This is a genomic window from Nocardia sp. NBC_00881, from assembly GCF_045207455.1.
Taxonomy (GTDB): domain Bacteria; phylum Actinomycetota; class Actinomycetes; order Mycobacteriales; family Mycobacteriaceae; genus Nocardia.
Map to the genome: position 1 here is coordinate 4,873,944 of NZ_CP108798.1, position 21,503 is coordinate 4,895,446.

Sequence of the window (21,503 nt, forward strand, 5' to 3'; positions counted from 1 at the left end):
CCGGACAAACTGATCGCCGCCGGGATGTTGTTGACCGATGAGGCCGCATCGAACCGATTCAGGAACCACATCCGCTGCTGCGCCAGCGACAACGGAATCTGAGACGGCCGCGGACCAGCCACCAGCTCACGGCGGCGTCCGGCGCCCTGGTTCGGCGCTACCCGCGCGGCCAACGAGGCGACGGTCGGCGCCTCGAACAGCATCCGCACCGGGATTGCGGTATCCAATGCGGCCCCGAGACGGGCGACCACCCGGGTGGCGATCAGCGAGTTGCCGCCCAGATCGAAGAAGTTGTCGTCGAGGCCGACGGCGCGCTCGCCGTCGGCGGCCGCCATGCCGAGCACCTCGGCGAAGGTGTTCGCGACAATCTCCTCGATCGTCGTGGACGGTGCGCGGAATTCCCGTGCCTCGTAAGTATGTTCGGGCAGCGCGCGCCGATCCAGCTTGCCGTTGGGGCTCAGCGGCATGGCATCGATCACTACGATCGCGGCGGGCACCATGTACGACGGCAGCTGCGCGGACAGGTACGCCCGCAACTGCTCGACGTCCACTGTCGCGTCTGCTGTCGGCACCACGTAGCCGACCAGCTGGTCACCGGTGCGCGCATTGGAACGCACCAGCGCGACCGCCTGCGCGACCGCATCGTGTGCGGTGAGTGCGGTTTCGATGTCCCCGAGCTCGATGCGCAGGCCACGCAGCTTCACCTGGAAGTCGGTGCGCCCCAAGTACTCCAGCTCACCGTTCGCCGTCCAGGTGACCAGGTCACCCGTGCGATACATCCGCGCTCCGCCTTCGCCCCCGGACCCAATCTTCGCGAACGGGTTCGCCACGAACCGATCCGCCGTCAGATCAGCCCGCGCCACATAACCGCGCGCCAACTGGGCGCCCGCCAGGTACAGCTCACCCGCGACACCCACCGGAACCGGACGCAACCGCGCATCCAATACGTACACCTGTGTGTTGAACACCGGAGAACCGATCGGCACCGACACCGTATCGGTCTCCGTCACCTCGTGATAGGTGACGTCGACCGCCGCCTCGGTCGGGCCGTACAGGTTGTGCAACCACGCCGGGGTCATGGCCAGCAGCCGCTGGGCGGTGACGGCGGGCAGCGCCTCACCCGAGGCGAAGACATTGCGCAGACTGGTGCATTCGCGCACCCGATCGTCTGCTACGAATACCGACAGCATCGACGGCACGAAGTGCACCGTTGTGACCTGCTCTTCGGCGATCACCTGCGCGAGGTAGGCCGGATCGCGATGCCCGTCCGGCTTCGCCACCACCAGCCGCGCGCCGACCTGCATCGGCCAGAAGAACTCCCACACCGACACGTCGAACGTCGCCGGGGTCTTCTGCAGCACCACATCGAAGGGGCCGAGACCGTATTCGGTTTGCATCCAGACCAGGCGGTTCACGATCGCGGCATGGCTGACGGCCACACCCTTCGGCCGTCCCGTCGAACCCGACGTGAAGATCACGTACGCGGTATTCGACGGCCGCAGCGGCATGATCCGCTCGACATCGGTCACCGGATCATCCGAATACGCGGACAGATCCAGTCGATCTATCTCGATCACGGTGGTGTCCGTGTCGACGTCGAAACCGTCGCGCGAGGTGGTGAGCGCACACACCGGGTCAGCGGTGTCGAGCACGTGCCGCACGCGTTCGGCCGGATGATCGGGATCGAGGGGTACATAGGCAGCGCCCGCCTCCACCACCGCATATATGCCGACCACCAGATCGATCGACCGACGCATACCCAGCGCGACCATCGTCTCCGGGCCCACGCCCAGCGCGATCAGGTGCCGGGCCAGCCGTCGCACCCGCGCGGCGAACTCGGAATACGTCAGCGTCGCGTAGCGACTCGATGAGGGGTGGTGGTCGGGCGACGGGTGGGCAAGACTCGTCCCCTCGAACGTCAGCGCCGCCGCTTCCGGCGTGCTCGCGGCCTGCTCGGCGAACATCGACACGAGCGTCGCGCTGGTGTCCACGATCTGCGTGGTGTCGTTCCATCCGCGCAGCGCCTGCTCGGTCTCCCGTTCATCCAGCAGCGCGATGTCGCCGACAGCCCGATCCGGTTCGGCGGCAACGGCCTTCAGCAGCCGGTTGAACCGGCGACCGAACGTCGCCATCGTGTCCTGATCGAACAGGTCGGTGGCGTAGATCAGCTCGGCGGTGATACCGGTCCGGGCCGCACCGGTGCCGTTGGTCGCGCCGACGCGCTCCGAGAGCACCAGCTGCAGGTCGAACTTGGCGACGTCGATGGGCAGCTCCACCGCGCTGACCGTCAAACCGGGCAGTTCGAGGCTGTTGTGGCCAGTGTTCTGGAACGACAGCATCACCTGGAACAGCGGATGCCGCGCCTGCGAACGCGGTGGATTGAGAATCTCCACCAGCCGCTCGAACGGCAGGTCCGCGTGCCCGAACGCCGCGATATCGCTGACCCGCACTGCGCGCAGCAGATCGGTGAACGTCGCGGCGCCATCGATCGGCGTCCGCAGCACGAGAGTGTTGACGAACATGCCGATCAGGTCGTCGAGCGCGCGCTCGCCACGGCCTGCGACCGGGGTACCGATGGCGATGTCGTCCTCGCCGGACAAACGAGACAAGAGGACAGCAAGCGCGGCGTGCGCGACCATGAACAGCGTCACACCACTGGTGCGCGCGAGTTCGGTGAGACTGCCGTGAGTTTCGGCGTCGATCTCGAAGGTGTGCGTAGCACCGCGGCCAGAGGCCACCGCGGGACGCGGACGGTCAGCAGGCAGGTCCAGCTGCTCGGGCAACCCGCGCAGCGCGTCGGACCAGAACGCGATCTGCGCGGAGATCACCGAATTCGGATCGTTCTCGGCGCCGAGCACCTTGCGCTGCCATAGCGCGAAGTCCGCGTACTGGACCTCCAGCGGCCGCCACGCGGGCTCGCCGCCCTCGACGCGGGCGCCATAGGCGGTCATCACGTCGCGGGTGAGCGGGCCCATGGAGAACCCGTCGGCCGAGATGTGGTGCACCACCATCGCGAGCACATGCTCGGTCGGGCTGATCTCGAACAGCCGTGCACGGAACGGCACCTCGACGGTCACGTCGAACGCGGTCAGCACGAACTCCGAAAGCCGCTCGGGCAGTGCGGCTTCGGTGACCTCGATCGGCGTGAGGTCGGGAATGACCTTGCCGGTGGGTACGGTCTGCTGGTGGGCAGTGCCGTCTACATCTGGGTAGAACGTGCGCAGCGACTCATGCCTGGCCAGCACATCGGCGACCGAGATCTGCAGCGCCTGCCGGTCGAGTAGACCGGACAGCCGCACCGCGGCCGGGATGTTGTCGACGGCCGACTCGGGGTCGAAGCGGTTCAGGAACCACATGCGCTGCTGGGCCAGCGACAGCGGGACCAGCTCGGGCCGCGGCTGCGGCGTCAGAGCCACCCGCGCGCCCGTACCCGCACTGGTCTCCGCGCGTGCCGCGAGCGCGACCACGGTGGAGGCCTCGAAAAGCTCACGGACGCCGAGATCGGTGTCCAGCGCGGTGGAGAGCCGAGCCGCGACCTGGGTGGCGCTGAGCGAGTTGCCGCCGAGCGCGAAGAAGTCGTCGTCCAGGCCGACCCGTTCCAGGCCGAGCACGTCGGCGAAGGTGGTGGCGACGATCTCCTCGACCGGCGTGGTCGGGGCGCGGAACACCGCCGCCTCGAACACCGGAGCGGGCAGCGCCTTACGGTCCAGCTTGCCGGAGGCGTTGAGCGGGAATTCGTCGAGCACGATCACCAGTGATGGCACCATGTACGCGGGCAGCTGCAGCGCCAGGTCCTCACGGACCAGATCGGTGTCCAGCGGGGCGTCCTGCGCCGCGATGACGTACGCGACGAGCTGGTCACCGGTGTGCGCGTCGGAGCGTGCCACCACGACCGCCTGCGCGATCTCGTCCAGTCCGGCCAGCGCCGACTCGATCTCGCCGAGCTCGATGCGCAGACCACGCAGCTTCACCTGGAAGTCGGTGCGGCCCAGATACACAAGTTCACCGGCTGTGCCTGATTCGGCGCTCGCGCCGGTGGTCCAGGCCACCAGGTCGCCGGTACGGTACATCCGCGCACCAGGCTCCCCGTAGGGGTTGGCGACGAACCGGTCACCGGTCAGGTCCGGCCTCGCCACGTAACCGCGCGCAAGCTGGGCGCCCGCCAGATACAGCTCACCCGCGACACCCACCGGCACCGGTCGCAACCGTGAATCCAGCACGTACACCTGCGTGTTGAACACCGGAGCTCCGATGGGGACCGTCTCGACGTCCGCGTCCACCACCTCGTGGAACGTGACGTCGACCGCCGCCTCGGTCGGGCCGTACAGGTTGTGCAACGCCGCACCGGTCAGCTCGCGCAGACGATGTGCAGGCTTCGGCGCCAACGCCTCACCGGAGGCGAACACCAGCCGCAGCGCGTCATACCGCGCCGCGGCCGCGTCGGACGCGGTGGGAGCGACGGACCCGGATGCGGCGGCCTCCGTAACCACGGAGGGTTCGGCGGACGCCGCCAACGAACTCACGAACACGGCGAGCATGGATGGCACGAAGTGCGTGACGCTCACCCGCTCCGCGCTGATGATCTCGGCGAGGTAGGCCGGGTCGCGATGCCCGTCCGGCTTCGCGACCACCAGCCGTGCACCGATCTGCAAGGGCCAGAAGAACTCCCACACCGACACGTCGAACGTCGCGGGCGTCTTCTGCAACACCACGTCGTCCGCGGACAGCTGGTAGGCGGTCTGCATCCAGACCAGACGGTTGACGATGGCCGCGTGCGAGACCGCGACGCCCTTCGGTCGACCGGTCGAGCCCGACGTGAAGATCACGTACGCGGTGTTCGACGGACGCAGTGGCGCCCGGCGCTCCGCGTCGGTGACCGTCGCCTCGGACAGCCCGCTCAGATCGAGCAGGTCGATCCGCACCTGCGCGGTGTCGCTCTCCAGATCACTGCCGGAGGTCAGCACGCACACCGGATCGGCCGTGCCGAGAATGTATTCCGTGCGCTCGGCCGGATGATCCGGATCGAGCGGTACGTACGCGCCGCCCGCTACAGCGACGGCGTACATGCCGACGACCAGATCGATCGACCGCCGCATACCCAGCGCCACATACGATTCCGCGCCGACTCCGCGCGCGATCAGCCAGCGTGCCAGCTGGTTCACCCGGCCGGCGAATTCGCCATAGGCCAGACTTGTCCCCTCGAACGTGACCGCGGGCGCTTCGGGTGTGCGCGCGACCTGGGCGTAGAACATCGAGGCCAGGGTCAGGGCCGTGGAGCTCGAGGAACGGCCCAGCAATTCAGCCGGATCGACCTCATATCCCGTGTCGTTCCAGCCGGACACCACGAGCTCACGCTCGGCGGAGTCGAGCAGCTCGATGTCACCGACGGCAACGTCGGGTTCGGTGGTGATCGCGGTGAGCACCCGGATCAGGCGGTCGGCGATGCGGCGCACCGTCTGCTCGTCGAACAGATCGCGCAGGTAGCCCGCGCGTACCCGCAGGCGTGAATCCAGCTGCGCGATCAGCGTCAGCGGGTAATGCGTGGCGTCGGCCGCGTCCAGTCCGACCACCGCCATGCCGTCGATGTCCGCGGCCTGCGCCTGCAGGCCCTCGGCATCGACCGGGTAGGACTCGAACACCACGAGCGTGTCGAACAGGCCGCCGATGCCTGCGCCCGCCTGGATGTCCGCGAGGCCGACGTAGTGGTGGTCCAGCAGGTCGGCCTGCTCGCCCTGGGTCCTGGTCAGCAGCTCCCGCACGGATTCCGACGGATCGAAACGCACCCGCACCGGCACGGTGTTGATGAACAGACCGACCATCGCTTCCACGCCGGGCAGCTGCGCGGGACGCCCGGAGACGGTGGCGCCGAACAGCACGTCGTCACGGCTGGTCATCCGGCCGAGCAGAATGCCCCATGCCGTCTGCAGCACGGTGTTCGGCGTGACGCCGAGCGACCCGGCCAGCGCGGTCAGCCGCGCGGTCACGCTCTCGTCCAAGTCGAAGAAGTACTCGCCGGACAAGGAGGTGATCTCGCGAACGGCATCCGGACGGGCCAGCAGCGTCGGCTCACCGACACCGCGCAGCGCGTTCGCCCACGCCGCGAGCGATGCCGAATGATCTTGCTGCCGGGTCCATTCCAGGAAGTGCCGGTAGGAACGGACCGCGGGCAGCGGCGAGCTGCCTCCCCCGAACCCAGCCGCGTTCACTCCCCCGAACCCAGCCGCGTTCACTCCCCCGAACCCACCCGAGGTGTCCGCGTGCACCGCGTAGAGCACCAGCAGGTCCCGCATGAGCAGCGGCATGGACCAGCCGTCGAGCAGGATGTGGTGGTTGGACACCACGAACTGCCAGCGGGCCCCTTCTTTTGCCGAAGAGTCTGCCACCTGGATCAACGTGAAGCGGATCAGCGGTGGCGCGGTCAGGTCGAAACGCCGCATGCGGTCGGCGGCGATCAGGTCGTCCCCGTCGCCGTGGGCGATCCGGTCGTGCTCGGCCCACTCGACGCGGACGCTGTCGAGCACGATCTGCACCGGGTTGCCGTCCTGGTCGGTGACGAACGCGGTGCGCAAGTTCTCGTAGCGGTCCACCAAAGCCTGTGCGGCCGAACGCAACCGGGCCGCGTCTACTCTTCCGGTGAGCGTCAGCACCGTCTGGGCGGTGTACACATCCACCGAGCTCGCGGCGAGACGGGCATGGAAGAGCAGACCCGCCTGCAGCGCCGAGAGCGGCCACACGTCGACCAGCGCGGGGAAACGCTCTTCCCAGCCGTCGATGTCGCGCTGCGTTATCCCCCGCCCCGATCCGCTGCGTACGAGCGCGAAGTCCGACGGAGTGTGCCCACCTGCACCAGGCGAATTGGCATGTGTGGCAACCGCTTCCAACGCGGTGGTCCACAGCTCACCGAATTCGCGCACGTCCGTGGCGGTCAGCAGAGTCGAGGGGTAGCCGATGTGCGCGGTCAGCTTGTCGCCGACCACGATCGCGTTCACGTCCAGCGGCGCGATCGCGGGCATGTCTGCGTCGTAGCCGTTGCCCAGCTCGCCGAGTTCCAGCGCGGGAATCCAGCCGAATCCGCGCAGCGACTTCGGCACGTCGCCCTCCGAGACGCGGCCGAGGTAGTTGAAGCTCACCTGGCCGGGCAGCTCGCGCGGCAGCTCGGGCGCGGTCTCGGCGTTCAAGTAGCGCAGCAGACCATAGCCGAGACCCTTGTCCGGCACCGCGAGCAGCTGCTCCTTGACCGCCTTGACCACCTTGCCGAGCGCGGGGCCGCCCGCCAAAGCGGCATCGATGTCGATGCCGGACAGGTCGAAGCGGACCGGGAAGATCGCGGTGAACCAGCCGACGGTGCGCGACAGGTCTGCACCGGGCACGACGTCCTCTTCGCGGCCGTGGCCCTCGAGGCGGATCAGCAGCGAATCGTCGCCGCGAGTACCCGCCCGGCGCACCCGCCACTTCGCGGTCGCGAGCGCGAGCGCGGTGAGCAGACCGTCGTTCACGCCGCCATGGAACAGCGCGGGAACCGTGGTGAGCAGGGCCTTCGTGACCTCGGCGGACACCTCGACCCGAAGCTTCTCGATGACGCCGGAGGTGTCGACCGCCGGGTCCATCGGACGCTCGGTCAGCAGCGGATCTGCCGCGGCGACCACCGAACGCCAGTAGTCGAGTTCGGCCACCCGCTCGGTGCTGTGCGCCGCGCGTTCCAGCGCGTGCGCCCAGGCGCGCATCGACGTGGCCGGTGCGACCAGCTCGGGCGCCTGGCCCGCGGTGCGCTGGCCCCAGGCCGTGACGAAGTCCGGCACCAGAATGCGCCACGAGACGCCGTCCACCACGAGATGGTGCGCGACGACGATCAGTCGTCCGGCGCGGTCGGCGGAGGAGGGGTCGAGCCAGACGAACCGGATCACCACACCCGCAGCCGGGTCGAGCCGGTCCAGCGACGCATCCAGTGCGGCCGAGGCGATCTCGACCAGCTCGGTGTCCGCGATGCCCGCGTCGAACTCGGTACGGTCGATCAGCGTGTCCACCTCGACCGTGCCTGGTGCGGCGGTTTCTACGACCCAGTCACCGCCGTCGCGGTACAGGCTCGCCCGCAACATGTCGTGCCGGTCGATGACCGCGCCGACCGTCGCGGCGATGCCCGCGCGGTCGATGCCGGCCGGTAATTCCAGCGCGAAGGTCTGGTTGTACCGACGGAACGCACCGCGCCGCTCCGCCATGAACCGCACCACCGGCGTCAACGGCATCGTGCCGACCCCGCCACCGGGCAGTTCGGCGAGCGTCGCGGCCGAAGTCTCGGCCGCCTCGGCGGTTGCGGCGACCGCGGCCAGGCCCGCGACCGTGCGCTGCTCGAAGACATCCCGCGGCGTGAACACTACGCCGCGCGCCTTGGCACGCGAGACCAGCTGGATGGAGACGATGCTGTCGCCGCCGAGCGCGAAGAACGAGTCATCGAGGCCGACCCGCTCCAGGCCGAGCACTTCGGCGAACACCTCCGCTACGGTCTCCTGCACCGGGTTGACCGGTGCGCGGAACGAACGAGTCTGTGCCGCGGGCGCGGGCAGCGCACGGCGGTCCAGCTTTCCATTGACCGTCAGCGGGATCCATTCCAGCCGCACCATGGCCGAGGGCACCATGTAGGACGGCAGCTCCTCGGCGGCGCCGTCGCGGACTTCGTCGAGCACCGGCTCTACGCCGGGTTCGGCGACCACGTAGGCCACGATCCGCTGAACACCGGGTTGGTCCTCACGCACGATGACCGCGGCCTGGGCGACACCGGGCTGAGCGAGGATCGCCGACTCGATCTCGCCGAGCTCGATGCGGAAACCACGCACCTTGACCTGGTCGTCGGCCCGACCCAGGTACTCCAGCTCGCCGAAACGGTTCCAGCGCGCGAGGTCGCCGGAGCGGTAGAGCCGCGAGCCCGCCACGGCCGTCAACGGGTCAGCCACGAAGCGGGTGGCCGACAGATCGGGGCGGCCCAGGTAGCCGCGGGCCAATTGTGGTCCAGCCACGTATATTTCGCCCGCGACGCCGACCGGGACCGGCCGCAGCCTGCTGTCCAGCACGTACACCCGCAGACCGGCGATGGCGCGGCCGACCACGCTGCCCGAGGCGGCCGCGATGGTCGCGGCGTCCAGCGCACGATAGGACACGTGCACCGTGGTCTCCGTGATGCCGTACATATTGACCAGCACCGGCGCCTCAGCCGCGGAGCCTGCGGAGCGGCCGACGGATCCGGCACCGTGGCGCGCGACCCAATCCGACAGCCTGCGCAGCTCCAGGGCCTCGCCGCCGAACACCACGTAGCGCAGCGCCAGCGGCGCGGCGTCGGGCGCGGCATTCCGGTCCGCCTCCGCCAACTGGTAGAACGCGGATGGGGTCTGGTTGAGCACCGTGACCTGTTCGACGCGCAGCAGTTCCAAAAAGTGCTCAGGCGAGCGCGAAGTGTAGTAGTCGACCACCACCAGGGTGCCGCCGAACAGCAGTGGACCCCACAGCTCCCACACCGAGAAGTCGAAGGCATAGCTGTGGAACAGCGTCCACACATCGTCGGGTCCGAATCCGAAGTCGCGGTCGGTGTTCGCGAACAGCCGCACCACGTTCCGGTGCGCGACCGCGACGCCCTTCGGGCGGCCGGTCGAGCCGGAGGTGTAGATCACGTACGCGACATGGTCCGGCATGAGTGCGGCGCGCCGGTCGGCGTCCGTGATCGGCGCGTCCTCGGCATCCTCGACGTTGCCGGTTTCCACCGCGAAGCCATCCAGCACGACGGTAGGCAGGTGCGCCGGAACGGTCACGGTCACCTGGACCGTGGAATCGAGGATCACGCTGGTCGGTTGCGAATCCCCGAGCACATAGGCGATGCGGTCGGCCGGGTAGGTCGGATCGACCGGCACGTATCCGGCGCCGGTCTTCACCACGGCCAGCAGCGCGACCACCAGGTCCAGCGAGCGCGGCAGAATCACCGCGACCAGCGACTCCGGTCCGGCACCGTCCTTGATCAGCCTGCGCGCCAGGACATTCGCGCGTTGGTCCAACTCGGCGTAGGTCAGTTCCTCCACACCGAACCGGGCCGCGATACGGTCCGGGTACGAGACGGCCGCCGCGTCGAACAGTGCCACCAGCGTGGTGTCCCGATCGGCGAACATACCCGTGTCGACCTCGACGGCGCCGGAGGACACCCAGCGCTGCGAGACGTCCAGGCGCTCGGTTTCGCCGAGCAGATCGATGTCGCCGATAGCGATCTCCGGATCGTCGGCGACGCCGCGCAGGATCCGCACGAAACGGTCGGCGAAGCAGCCCACCGTTTCCGCGTCGAACAGTTCGGTGGCGTAGTTCCACGACAGCGACAGCCCACCGTCGGTGGTCTCGCCGACAGTCAGCTGGACGTCGAACTTGGCTGTGCCCGAATCGAATTCGACGACTTCGAGGTCCAGGCCAGGCATCGCGACGGTGCCGATGTCGGACGCCGAGGTGGCCTCGAAGGTCAGCGCGACCTGGAACAGCGGATGATGTGCCTGCGAGCGTGTCGGGCTGATCACGTCCACCAGCCGCTCGAACGGCACGTCGGCGTTGGCGAAAGCGGCGAGGTCGGTGCGACGCACCTGTTCCAGCAGCGCGCCGAAGGGGGCGGCGGGGTCGACCTCGCTGCGCAGCACCAGCGTGTTGACGAACATACCGACGACGTCGTCGAGCGCGCGTTCGCCACGGCCGGCGATCGGCGTGCCGATCGCGATGTCGGTGCTGTTGGACAGCCGCCCCGCCCAGGCGGCGAGCGCGGCGTGCACGACCATGAACAGCGTCACACCGCGTGCGCGAGCAAGCTCGGCCAGCGCGCCGTGCAATGCGGCGTCGACCGAGAAGTTGTGTGTGCCACCGGCATTGGAGGCGACCATCGGGCGGGGGCGGTCGGCGGGCAGCTCGATCTGGTCGGGCAGGTCGCGCAGCTGCTCGGTCCAGTACCCGATCTGCTGTGCCGCGACCGATTCCGCGTCGTCTTCGGCGCCGAGTACGTCGCGCTGCCACAGCGCGTAGTCGGCGTACTGCACCTCGAGCGAGGTCCACGAGGGAACCTCGCCGCGGGTGCGCTCGGTGTAGGCGAGCACCACATCGCGCAGCAGCGGGCGCAGCGAGAAGCCGTCCGCGCTGATGTGGTGCATGACCAGCACCACGACGTGGTCGGTCTGCGACACCTCGAGCAGATCAGCCCGGAACGGGATCTCGGCGGTCACGTCGAAGTGGACACTCGCGAGCTCGACGATCCGCGCGAGCAGCGCGTCGGCGGCGACCGGTTCGGTGACCAGCTCGACCGCCGCCGCGGCGGGCAGGACACGCTGGTAGCCGGTGCCCTCCACCTCGGGATAGACGCTGCGCAGCGCCTCGTGCCGCGCGAGCACGTCGCCGATCGCCGCCCTGAGCGCGGCCACATCGAGGTCACCGGTCAGCCGAATGGCGACCGGGATGTTGTTCACCGCGGTGCGGTTGTCGAACCGGTTGAGGAACCACATCCGCTGCTGGGCGAATGACAGCGGCACCAGATCGGGGCGCTCCTGCGGAACCAGTGGCGCTCGCCCGCCCTGTCCCACGGCGGATTCCACCTTCGCCGCCAGCGCGTCGACGGTGGCGGCCTCGAACAAGGCGCGCACCGGTACCTGGGTGTCCAGCGCCTCGCCGAGCCTGGCCGCCACCTGGGTCGCGATCAGCGAGTTGCCGCCGAGTTCGAAGAAGTCGTCATCCAAGCCGACGCGTTCGACACCCAGTACCTCGGCGAAGGTTTCGGCCACGATTTCCTGTACCGGGGTGGCGGGTGCGCGAAACACTTTGGCTTCGAATGTCGGAGCGGGCAACGCCTTACGATCCAGCTTGCCGGACACGTTGAGTGGGAACTCATCGAGCACCAGGAAAGCCGACGGCACCATGTAGGCGGGCAACCGCTCACTCAGCGCGGTCTTCACCGACTCGGTATCGACCACACGGTCGGATTCCGCGACCAGGTAAGCGACCAGCTGATCACCCAGGCGGTCATCCGAACGCACCACCACCACCGCTTGCGCTACCGAGTCCAGTCCCGTCAATGCCGACTCGATCTCGCCCAGCTCGATACGCAGACCACGCAACTTCACCTGGAAGTCGGTGCGGCCCAGATACTCCAGCTCGCCACCGTCGGTCCAGGCGACCAGGTCGCCGGTACGGTACATCCGTTCGGTATCACCGAACGGATTCGCCACGAAACGCTCGCTGGTCAGATCGGGGCGAGCGGCATAGCCCTGCGCCAGCTGCACGCCCGCGAGATACAACTCACCCGCGACACCCACCGGTACCGGGTGCAACCGTGCATCCAGCACATACACCCGCGTGTTGAACACCGGAGCACCGATCGGCACCGACACCGTGTCGGTGTCGGTTACCTCGTGGAAGGTGACGTCGACCGCGGCCTCGGTCGGACCGTACAAGTTGTGTAGACGGGCACCGGTCAACTCACGCAACCGCCGCGCGGTCACCGCCGGCAATGCCTCACCAGAGGCGAATACCTGCCGCAGACGCGGCGCGGGCAGGCCGGCGCCACTCTCGTTGCCCAGCACCGAAACGAACACCGACAACATCGACGGCACGAAATGCGCTGTCGTAATCCCGTGTTCGGCGATCACCCGCAACAGATACATCGGGTCACGATGCCCGTCCGGGCGCGCGACAACCAGCCGGGCACCGGTCTGCAACGGCCAGAAGAACTCCCACACCGACACATCGAATGTGGCAGGGGTCTTCTGCAGTACCGCGTCCTGCGGGCCGATCGGATACTCATGCTGCATCCACACCAAACGGTTGACGATCGCGGCATGACTGACCGCCACACCCTTCGGCCGACCAGTCGACCCGGAGGTGAAGATCACATACGCCGTGTTCGCCGCCAGCAGCGGTCGCGTGCGTTCGCTGTCGGTGATGGGCGCACCACTGGAGGCAGCGAACCCGGGTGTCGCTTCGATACCCTCGACCGACAACACGCTCACCCGCGGTGACAGGTCCAGACCGAACCCGTCGGCCGAGCCAGACAAAACCATCCGCGGCCGCGCGGTCTCGACGATGTCGTTGATCCGTTCAGCGGGCTGATCCGGATCCAACGGAACATAAGCCGCACCCGTCTGCACCACCGCGTACATCGCGACCACGAGTTCCATCGAACGCCGCATCGCCAACGCGACCACCGTTCCCGGCCCGACACCCGCACCGATCAACTGCCTGGCGATCCGATTGACCCGCCCCTGCAACTCACGGTAAGTCAACCGCTCGTCCTCGAACACCAACGCCACCGCATCCGGCGTCGCCGCGACCTGCGCATCGAACAACGACACCAACGTCCCCACAGGCAACGGACGCGCAGTATCGTTCCAACCGGCCAGCACCCGCGCGCGTTCCTCCGGCGCGAGCACGTCGATATCGCCGACCGGCACACTCGGATCAGCAGTCACAGCCGCCAAAATCCGGTCCAGACGCCGGGCGAACATGGCGACCGTCGCTTCGTCGAACAGGTCGAGAGCGTAGGAGAACTCGGCCGACATACCTGCCGCGTCACCCTGTTCGTCCTCGGTCTCCGAGAGCGTCAGCTGCAGATCGAACTTGGCGAGCCGGGCGTCGTAGTCGACGCCGTTGACCGAGAGACCGGGCAGCTCCAGGCTGGCCTGCCTGGTGTTCTGGAAGGTCAGCATCACCTGGAACAACGGATGCCTGGCCTGCGAGCGGGCCGGGTTGAGCACCTCGACCAGCCGCTCGAACGGCACATCCGCGTGCGCGAACGCGTGCAGGTCGGCCTCGCGCGCGGTGGCGAGCAGGTCGGCGAAGCTGGACGCGCCATCCACCCGGGTGCGCAGCACGAGAGTGTTGACGAACATGCCGATCAGGTCGTCCAGCGCGGCCTCGCCGCGGCCGGCGACGGGAGTGCCGATGGCGATGTCACTAGTCCCGCTTGCCCTGGCCAGCAGCACCGCGAGCGCGCTGTGCAGCACCATGAACAGCGATGCGTTGTGCCCGCGCCCCAGCTCGACCAGTGCTCGCTGGGTCTCGCCGGAGATCACGAACGGGTAGGTACCGCCGCGGTACGAGGCGGTGGCCGGTCGTGGCCGATCCGACGGCAGCACCAACTCGTCCGGGAGATCGGCGAGTTCGCGCGTCCAGTACCGGATCTGAGTGGAGATCAGCGAACTCGGATCGTCCTCGGAGCCGAGCACCTCGCGCTGCCACAGCGCGTAGTCGGCGTACTGCACCGGCAGCGCCGACCAAGCGGGCGCCTCCCACGATGTGCGAGCGGCGTAGGCCACCATGACGTCGCGGGCCAGCGGACCCATCGACCAGCCGTCGGCCGAGATGTGGTGCACCACCATACCGAGCACGTACTCGGACTCACTGATCTCGAAAAGCCGTGCGTGCAACGGCACTTCGCTGGTCACGTCGAACGCCATGGAGGCGAGCTCGACCACATGGTCGATCAGGTTGTGCTCGGTCACCGGCACAGGGGTCAGGTCCGGCACGATCTGCGCGGCGTCCAACACCACTTGCACCGGGCCGCTGTTGGTTTCCGGGAAGACGGTGCGCAGCGACTCGTGCCGGTCGATCACGTCGATAATGGCGACCTGGAGCGCCGCCACGTCCAGCTGACCGGAAAGGCGGATGCCGATCGGGATGTTGTACAGCGCGGAACCGGTGTCGAAGCGGTTGAGGAACCACATGCGCTGCTGGGCCAGCGACAGCGGTACCTCCTCCGGGCGCTCGCGCGCCACCAGCGCCTTGCGCGCACCATCGCCGGCGTGCGATTCCACGCGAGCGGCCAGCGCGCCGACGGTGGAAGCGTCGAAGAGCATGCGCACCGGCACCCGGGTGTCGAGTGCGATGCCGAGCCGGGAAGCAACCTGGGTGGCACTGAGGGAGTTGCCGCCGAGTTCGAAGAAGTCGTCGTCGACACCGATGCGGGTGATGCCGAGGACCTCACCGAAGATCTGCGCGACGATCTCCTCGATCGGCGTCGAGGGCGCACGGAAGGTCTTGACCTCGAAGATCGGTGCGGGCAGAGCTTTGCGGTCCAGCTTGCCGGAGGTGTTGAGCGGGAACTCGTCGAGCACGACGAAGGCGCTCGGGACCATATAGGCGGGCAGTTCGCCTGCGAGTTCGGCGCGGATGCTTTCGATATCGATCGAACGGCCCCAGGCCGCAATGACGTACGCGACCAGCTGATCGCCGAGGCGGTCGTCCGAGCGCACCAACACGACTGCCTGGGCGATGGACCGGAGGCCGGTCAAGGCCGCCTCGATCTCGCCGAGTTCGATGCGCAGACCGCGCAGTTTGACCTGGAAGTCGGTGCGGCCCAGGTACTCCAGCTCACCGTCGGCGGTCCAGGTGACCAAGTCACCGGTGCGGTACATGCGGGAACCAGCCGGGTCGAACGGGTTCGCGACGAAACGGTCGCTGGTCAGGTCCGGGCGCGCGACGTAACCGCGGGCCAATTGCGCGCCCGCCAGATACAGCTCACCCGCGACACCCATCGGCACCGGGTGCAGACGCGAATCCAGCACATACACCTTGGTGTTGAATACCGGTGCGCCGATCGGCACCGACGTGGTGTCGGTGTCGACGACCTCGTGATATGTCACGTCGACCGCGGCCTCGGTCGGACCGTACAGGTTGTGCAGCCGGGCACCGGTCAGCTTCCGCAACCGCTGTGCGGCCGCGGCGGGCAGCGCCTCACCCGAGGCGAAGACATTGCGCAGGATGCGGCACTCGCTCGCGCCGCCCTCGGCCAAGAAGACCGACAACATCGACGGCACGAAATGCGCCGTGGTAACCCGTTCTTCGGTAATGACATCGACCAGATAGCCCGGGTCGCGGTGCCCGTCCGGCCGAGTGACGACCAGCCGGGCACCGATCTGCAAGGGCCAGAAGAACTCCCATACCGACACGTCGAAGGTGGCCGGGGTCTTCTGCAGCACCACATCATCCGCTCGCAGGCCGTATTCGGCCTGCATCCACACCAGGCGGTTCACGATCGCGGCATGCGAGACAGCGACACCCTTGGGGCGACCGGTCGAACCGGAGGTGAAGATCACGTACGCGGCATTCGACGGCCGCAGCGGCGCGATACGTTCCGCGTCGGTCACCACGGCCTCGGCGTATTCGCTCAGATCGAGTTCATCGATGTCGATCGTGGGAACCGCGCCCGCATCGAAGCCGTCGCGAGAGGTGGTGAGCACACACACCGGGTCAGCCGTGTCCAGCACATAGCGGGTGCGGTCGGCCGGATGATCCGGATCCAACGGCACATACGCACCACCGGCCACGCTCACCGCGTACATGCCGATCACCAGCTCGAGGGATCGGCTCATGCCGAGCGCAACCATCGACTCCGGCCCGACGCCGAGCGAGATCAGGTGACGCGCAAGGCGATTCACCCGGGTGCTGAATTCGGCATAAGTCAGCGTCGCGTAGCGACTCGATGAGGGGTGGTGGTCGGGCGACGGGTGGGCCAGACCTGTCCTATCGAAAGTCAGCGCGATCTCGTCGGGGGTCCGGGCGGCCTGCGCCTGGAACATCGACACCAGCGTGGCCGCGGGCACCTCGCGCGCGGTCTGGTTCCACCCGGTGAGAACCTGGGCACGCTCCGCATCATCGAGGATGTCGATGTCGTGCACCATGGACTCCGGTGCGGCGACCGCCGATTCGAGCACCCGCAGGAAGCGGCGCCCGAATTCGATGACGGTCTCGGCATCGAACAGGTCGGTGGCAAAGGACACCACGGCCGCCATGCCCGCGGGCTCACCGTGCGCACCGCGCTCCTCGGTGACCGTCCACTGCAGATCGAATTTGGCGATATCGACATCTAGTTCGTCGGCGGTCACCGACAGACCCGGCAACTCCAGGGTCGCGTGCGACATCTCCTGGAACGACAACATCACCTGGAACAGCGGATGCCGCGCCTGCGAGCGGGTGGGGTTGATCACCTCGACCAGCCGCTCGAACGGCACATCGGCGTAGGCGAAGGCCGCCAGGTCGGTCTCCCGGGTTCGGGCCAGCAGCTCGGTGAACGGTTGCTCGCCGTCCACATCCGAGCGCAGCACCAGGGTGTTGACGAACATGCCGATCAGATCATCTAGCGCCTGCTCGCCGCGGCCCGCGACCGGCGTGCCGATTGCGATATCGGTGGTGCCCGACAGCCGGGCCAGCAACACGGCCAGCGAAGCGTGCATGACCATGAACAGGCTGACACCCTGCGCGCGAGCGAGCGCGACCAAGCGCTGGTGCAGCTCGACGTCGATCTCGAAGCCCACCCGGCTGCCGTGGAAGCTCTGCACCGGCGGACGCGGACGGTCCGCGGGCAGATCCAGCTGATCTGGCAGACCCGCCAGAGCTGTCCGCCAGTACGCGATTTCGCGGGCAGCCATGGAGGCGGGGTCGGATTCGGCGCCGAGCAGCTCGCGCTGCCAGACACTGAAGTCCTGGTACTGCACCGGCAGCGGCGCCCAGCTCGGCTCCTCGCCCGCGGTGCGGGCCAGGTAGGCGGTGGCGACGTCGCGGGCCAGCGGGCCGAAGGAGAAACCGTCCGCCGCGATGTGATGCACCACGAAGGCGACCGCATAGTCGGCGGTGCCGTTACCGAGGCCACCGGTGACCGCGAAGATCCGTACCCGGATCGGCAGTTCCCACGACACATCGAACCCAGTGGACGCGAATTCCGCCAGCACACCGTGCAATTCGGATGTGTCGATTGTCCGCACCGTGAGACCGAGGTCCACCTGATCGACCGGCAGCACCTGCTGGTACCCGCCGTCGCCGGACTCGGGGAAGATCGTGCGCAGCGATTCCTGCCGCGCCACCACGTCGAACAACGCGGCCTGCAATGCGTCCAGATCGACCTGGCCGCGCAATCGCACCACAAACGGCAGGTTGTAGGTCGGCGCGGTCGGATCGAACTTGTTGATGAACCACATCCGCTGCTGTGCCAGCGACAGCGGCACCCGCTCCGGGAGCTGCTGGGGGACCAGCGGCGGCCGGGGCGCGACGGCATCGTGCCCCTCCGCCGCGGCGGCTTTCTCGGCGCGCACGGCGATACCCGCGACGGTCGGTGTCTCGAACAGCGCGCGCACCCCGATCTGGGTGCCGAAGGCCGCGCCGATCCGCGCCACCACCTGGGTCGCGACCAGCGAGTTGCCGCCGAGATCGAAGAAGTTGTCGTCGATCCCGATCCGGTCCTGGCTCAGCACATCGGCGAAGACGCCGGCCACGATCTGCTCGGCCTGGGTGCGCGGCGCACGGAATCCGGACGCGTCCGTGGTGAACACCGGCTCGGGCAGAGCCTTGCGATCCAGCTTGCCACTGGTGTTGAGCGGAAAGGCGTCCAGCACCATGATCGACGCGGGCACCATGTAGCTCGGAAGCTTCTGCGCCGCGAACCTGGTCAGCTCCGCCGGGTCCGCGGTGCGGGCGGGCGCCGCGACGACGTAGGCGACCAGCTGCTGGCCGGTGGCCGTGTCCACGACCAGCACGACCGCTTGGCTGACCGCGGGATGGGCGAGCAGATCGGTCTCGATCTCGCCGAGCTCGATGCGCTGGCCGCGGAACTTCACCTGGAAGTCGGTGCGGCCGATGTATTCCAGGGTTCCCGTGTCGTTCCAGCGCACCAGGTCACCGGTGCGATACATCCGCTCGCCGTTCGGCGACAGCGGGTTCGCGACGAACCGGTCCGAGGTCAGGTCAGGTCGGCCGCGGTAGCCCCGGGCCAGCTGGCGCCCGCCGAGATACAGCTCGCCCGGCGCGCCGATCGCCGCCGGACGCAGCCGCGAATCCAGCACATAGACCTGGACATTCCACTCCGGGATGCCGATCGGCACGGTCACCGTGTCGGCGGCCGTCACCTCCCAGTAGGTCACCGAGACCGCGGCTTCGGTGGGGCCGTAGAGGTTGTGCAGTCCGGCCGGAGCGGAGCCTGCGGAGCGACCATCAGGCGCAGCAGCGGAGCCTGCGGAGCGACCATCGGGCGCAGCGGTGATCTCTCTGAATTTCGTCGCGGTCTCCGGCGGCAGCGCCTCACCGATCACGAAAACCGCACGCAGCGTGGCACATTGGGCCCCGGTGACGTGCTCGACGAACACCGTGAGCATGGAAGGGACGAAGTCGGTCACGGTAACCCCGTGCCGTTCGATCATCTCCGCGACGTACAACGGGTCACGGTGCCCATCCGGCGACGCGATGACCAGCTTGGCGCCCACCATCAGCGGAAGGAAGTAGCCCCACAGCGACACGTCGAACGTGGTCGCGGTCTTCTGCAGGTACACGTCCTCGGCGGTCAGCCGGTACTCGTCGAGCATCCACAGCTGTTGGTTGACGATCGCGTGGTGCGGGACCGCGACGCCCTTGGGGCGGCCGGTCGAGCCCGAGGTGTAGATGACGTAGGCGGTGTTGTCCGGGCGCAGCGGCGTCAGCCGCTCGGCGTCGGTGATCGGGTCCGTGGCGTAAGCCGACACGTCGAGGGTGTCGATCTCCACCCGGCGTACCGACTCGGGCAGCTCCAGCGCGTCCGAGGACAGCGTCAGTACGCACACCGGCGCGGCGCTGTCGAGTATGTAGGCGGTGCGGTCGGCCGGATGATCCGGATCGATCGGCACATACGCGCCACCGGCCTTCAACACGGCGTGCATGCCGATCACCAGCTCCAGCGAGCGGCGCATCCCCAGCGCGACGAGTGATTCCGGGCCGACGCCGTCGGCGATCAGGAACCGAGCCAACCGGTTGACCCGAGCATCCAACTCCGCGTAGGTCAGCGTCGCGCCTTCGAAGTCGAGCGCGATGTTGTCCGGAGTCAGCGGCATCTGCGCGTCGAGCAGCGCCGCGAGCGTGGTCTCCGGAACCTCCTGCTCGGAGTCGTTCCACTCCAGCAGTGTCCGCTCGCGCTCACCCGAGGTGGTGACCTCGAGGCCCCACACCACCGCGTCCCCGTCGGCGGCGAGGAAACGATCGAAGAACTCGAGGAAGCGGCCGTGATGGGCGCGCGCCTCGTCCTCGGTGTACAGGTTCGGGTTGGTCTCGAAGTCGATGTGCGAACGGGTGCCCGCGACCGACTGGTAGAAGTTGACGCCCAGATCCTCGATGCTGCCGGTGGACAGGACACTCAGCTGCCCGACCATCGGCCCCATCACCAACTGGTCGTGGAACAGCATGATGTTGACCCAGGGCCCGAAGAACTCTGTGGTCACCACGCCGTCGCCCGCCGCGTCGCGGCGGATGTCCTCGTGCCGGTAGCGCTGGTGACGCAGTGCGCCGGACACCTCGACCTGGACCTGCTTGAGCAGCTCGGTCACGGTGGTGTCGTGACCGACCTGCAGCCGCAGCGGCACGATGTTCGACGACACACCGCCGGAGCGGCGCATCGCCGCGGTGGTGCGCGCGGTGACCGGCAGGCTGAGGATGACGTCCTCGACGCCGTTCCACTGCGCCAGATACGCCGCGAAACCCGCGAGCAGCAATCCCGCGGGCGACGAATCGTGCCGCGCGACAGCCGCCTCCAGCAACGTGTTCTGCTCGTCCGACAGCGCGGCGCTCGCGATGCCGTTGACCGCCGCGGGCGGCGCGGAGCGGCCGGTCAGGCTGGTGCCTTCCTCCAGCCCCGCGACACGCTCGGCCCAATACTCCTTGTCGGAGGCGAAGCGGGTACTGGAGCGGTAGGCGATCTCTTGCTCGTAGAGCGTGTACAGGTCGGTCGCTTTGGCGGCCGTCGGCTCGGTGCCGTTGACGTACGCGGTGTACAGCTCGGCGATCCGGTTCATGTTGGTCATGGCGCCGAAGCCGTCGAGGGCGATGTGATGCGCCCGCGAGTACCAATACCAGTGGTCCTCTGCCAGCTGCAGGGCGGCGAGCCCGATCAGCTGGTCGGCGGTCAGGTCGAGGGGTCGGCTGTATTCGGCGCGCATCCACGCGAGCGCAGCGGCCTCGGGGTCGTCCTCCCCGCGCAGATCGACGTACTCGACCATGCCGCCGTCGGCGATGCTGTGGTCGACCCACTGCATCGGCTCACCGTCGTGCTCGACGATGCGCAGGAAGCCCGAACCGAGCTCCTCGGACACGTTGCAGACGGCGCGGTCGAACAGCTCCATGTCGAACTCGCCATGCAGGTCGACGTATTGCGCGATGTTGATCGGAACCCGCGGGTCGACATGCTGCGCGTACCAGATGCCCAGCTGGGCAGGAGACAATGGAAAGGCACCGGGCGGCAGTAGGCCGGGTTTTGCCCCAGAACCCGCAGGTGCCCGTTCGCCCTCAGTTTCACCGTTTCCGCCGAAATCCAGCCGGTTCAACCGTAACCTCGCTTCCGGAACACCACGCAAGCGCTCCCCGCCAACACCCGGACGGGGCGCCCACCCATCCAAGCGTGGCGCCTACGTCTCCGGTGTTCTGTTCTCATCAATCAGGCAAAAATGTTCGTTTGAACTATCTGTCCACTAGGCAAACCTTGTTACATGGGCTCGACC

Annotated in this window: 1 protein-coding gene (only partly in view); it reads right to left on the reverse strand. The window is 67.9% G+C overall.

Annotated elements, in window-relative coordinates:
- Nucleotides 1–21,227, reverse strand: partial view of a non-ribosomal peptide synthase/polyketide synthase gene (locus tag OH799_RS20515; RefSeq protein WP_406266500.1) — the 5' portion only. It extends 16,498 nt beyond the left edge of the window; 21,227 of the gene's 37,725 nt are visible here — the first part of the coding sequence; the start codon lies at nt 21,225–21,227; its stop codon lies off the left edge, out of view.
- Nucleotides 21,228–21,503 lie beyond the last annotated feature (276 nt).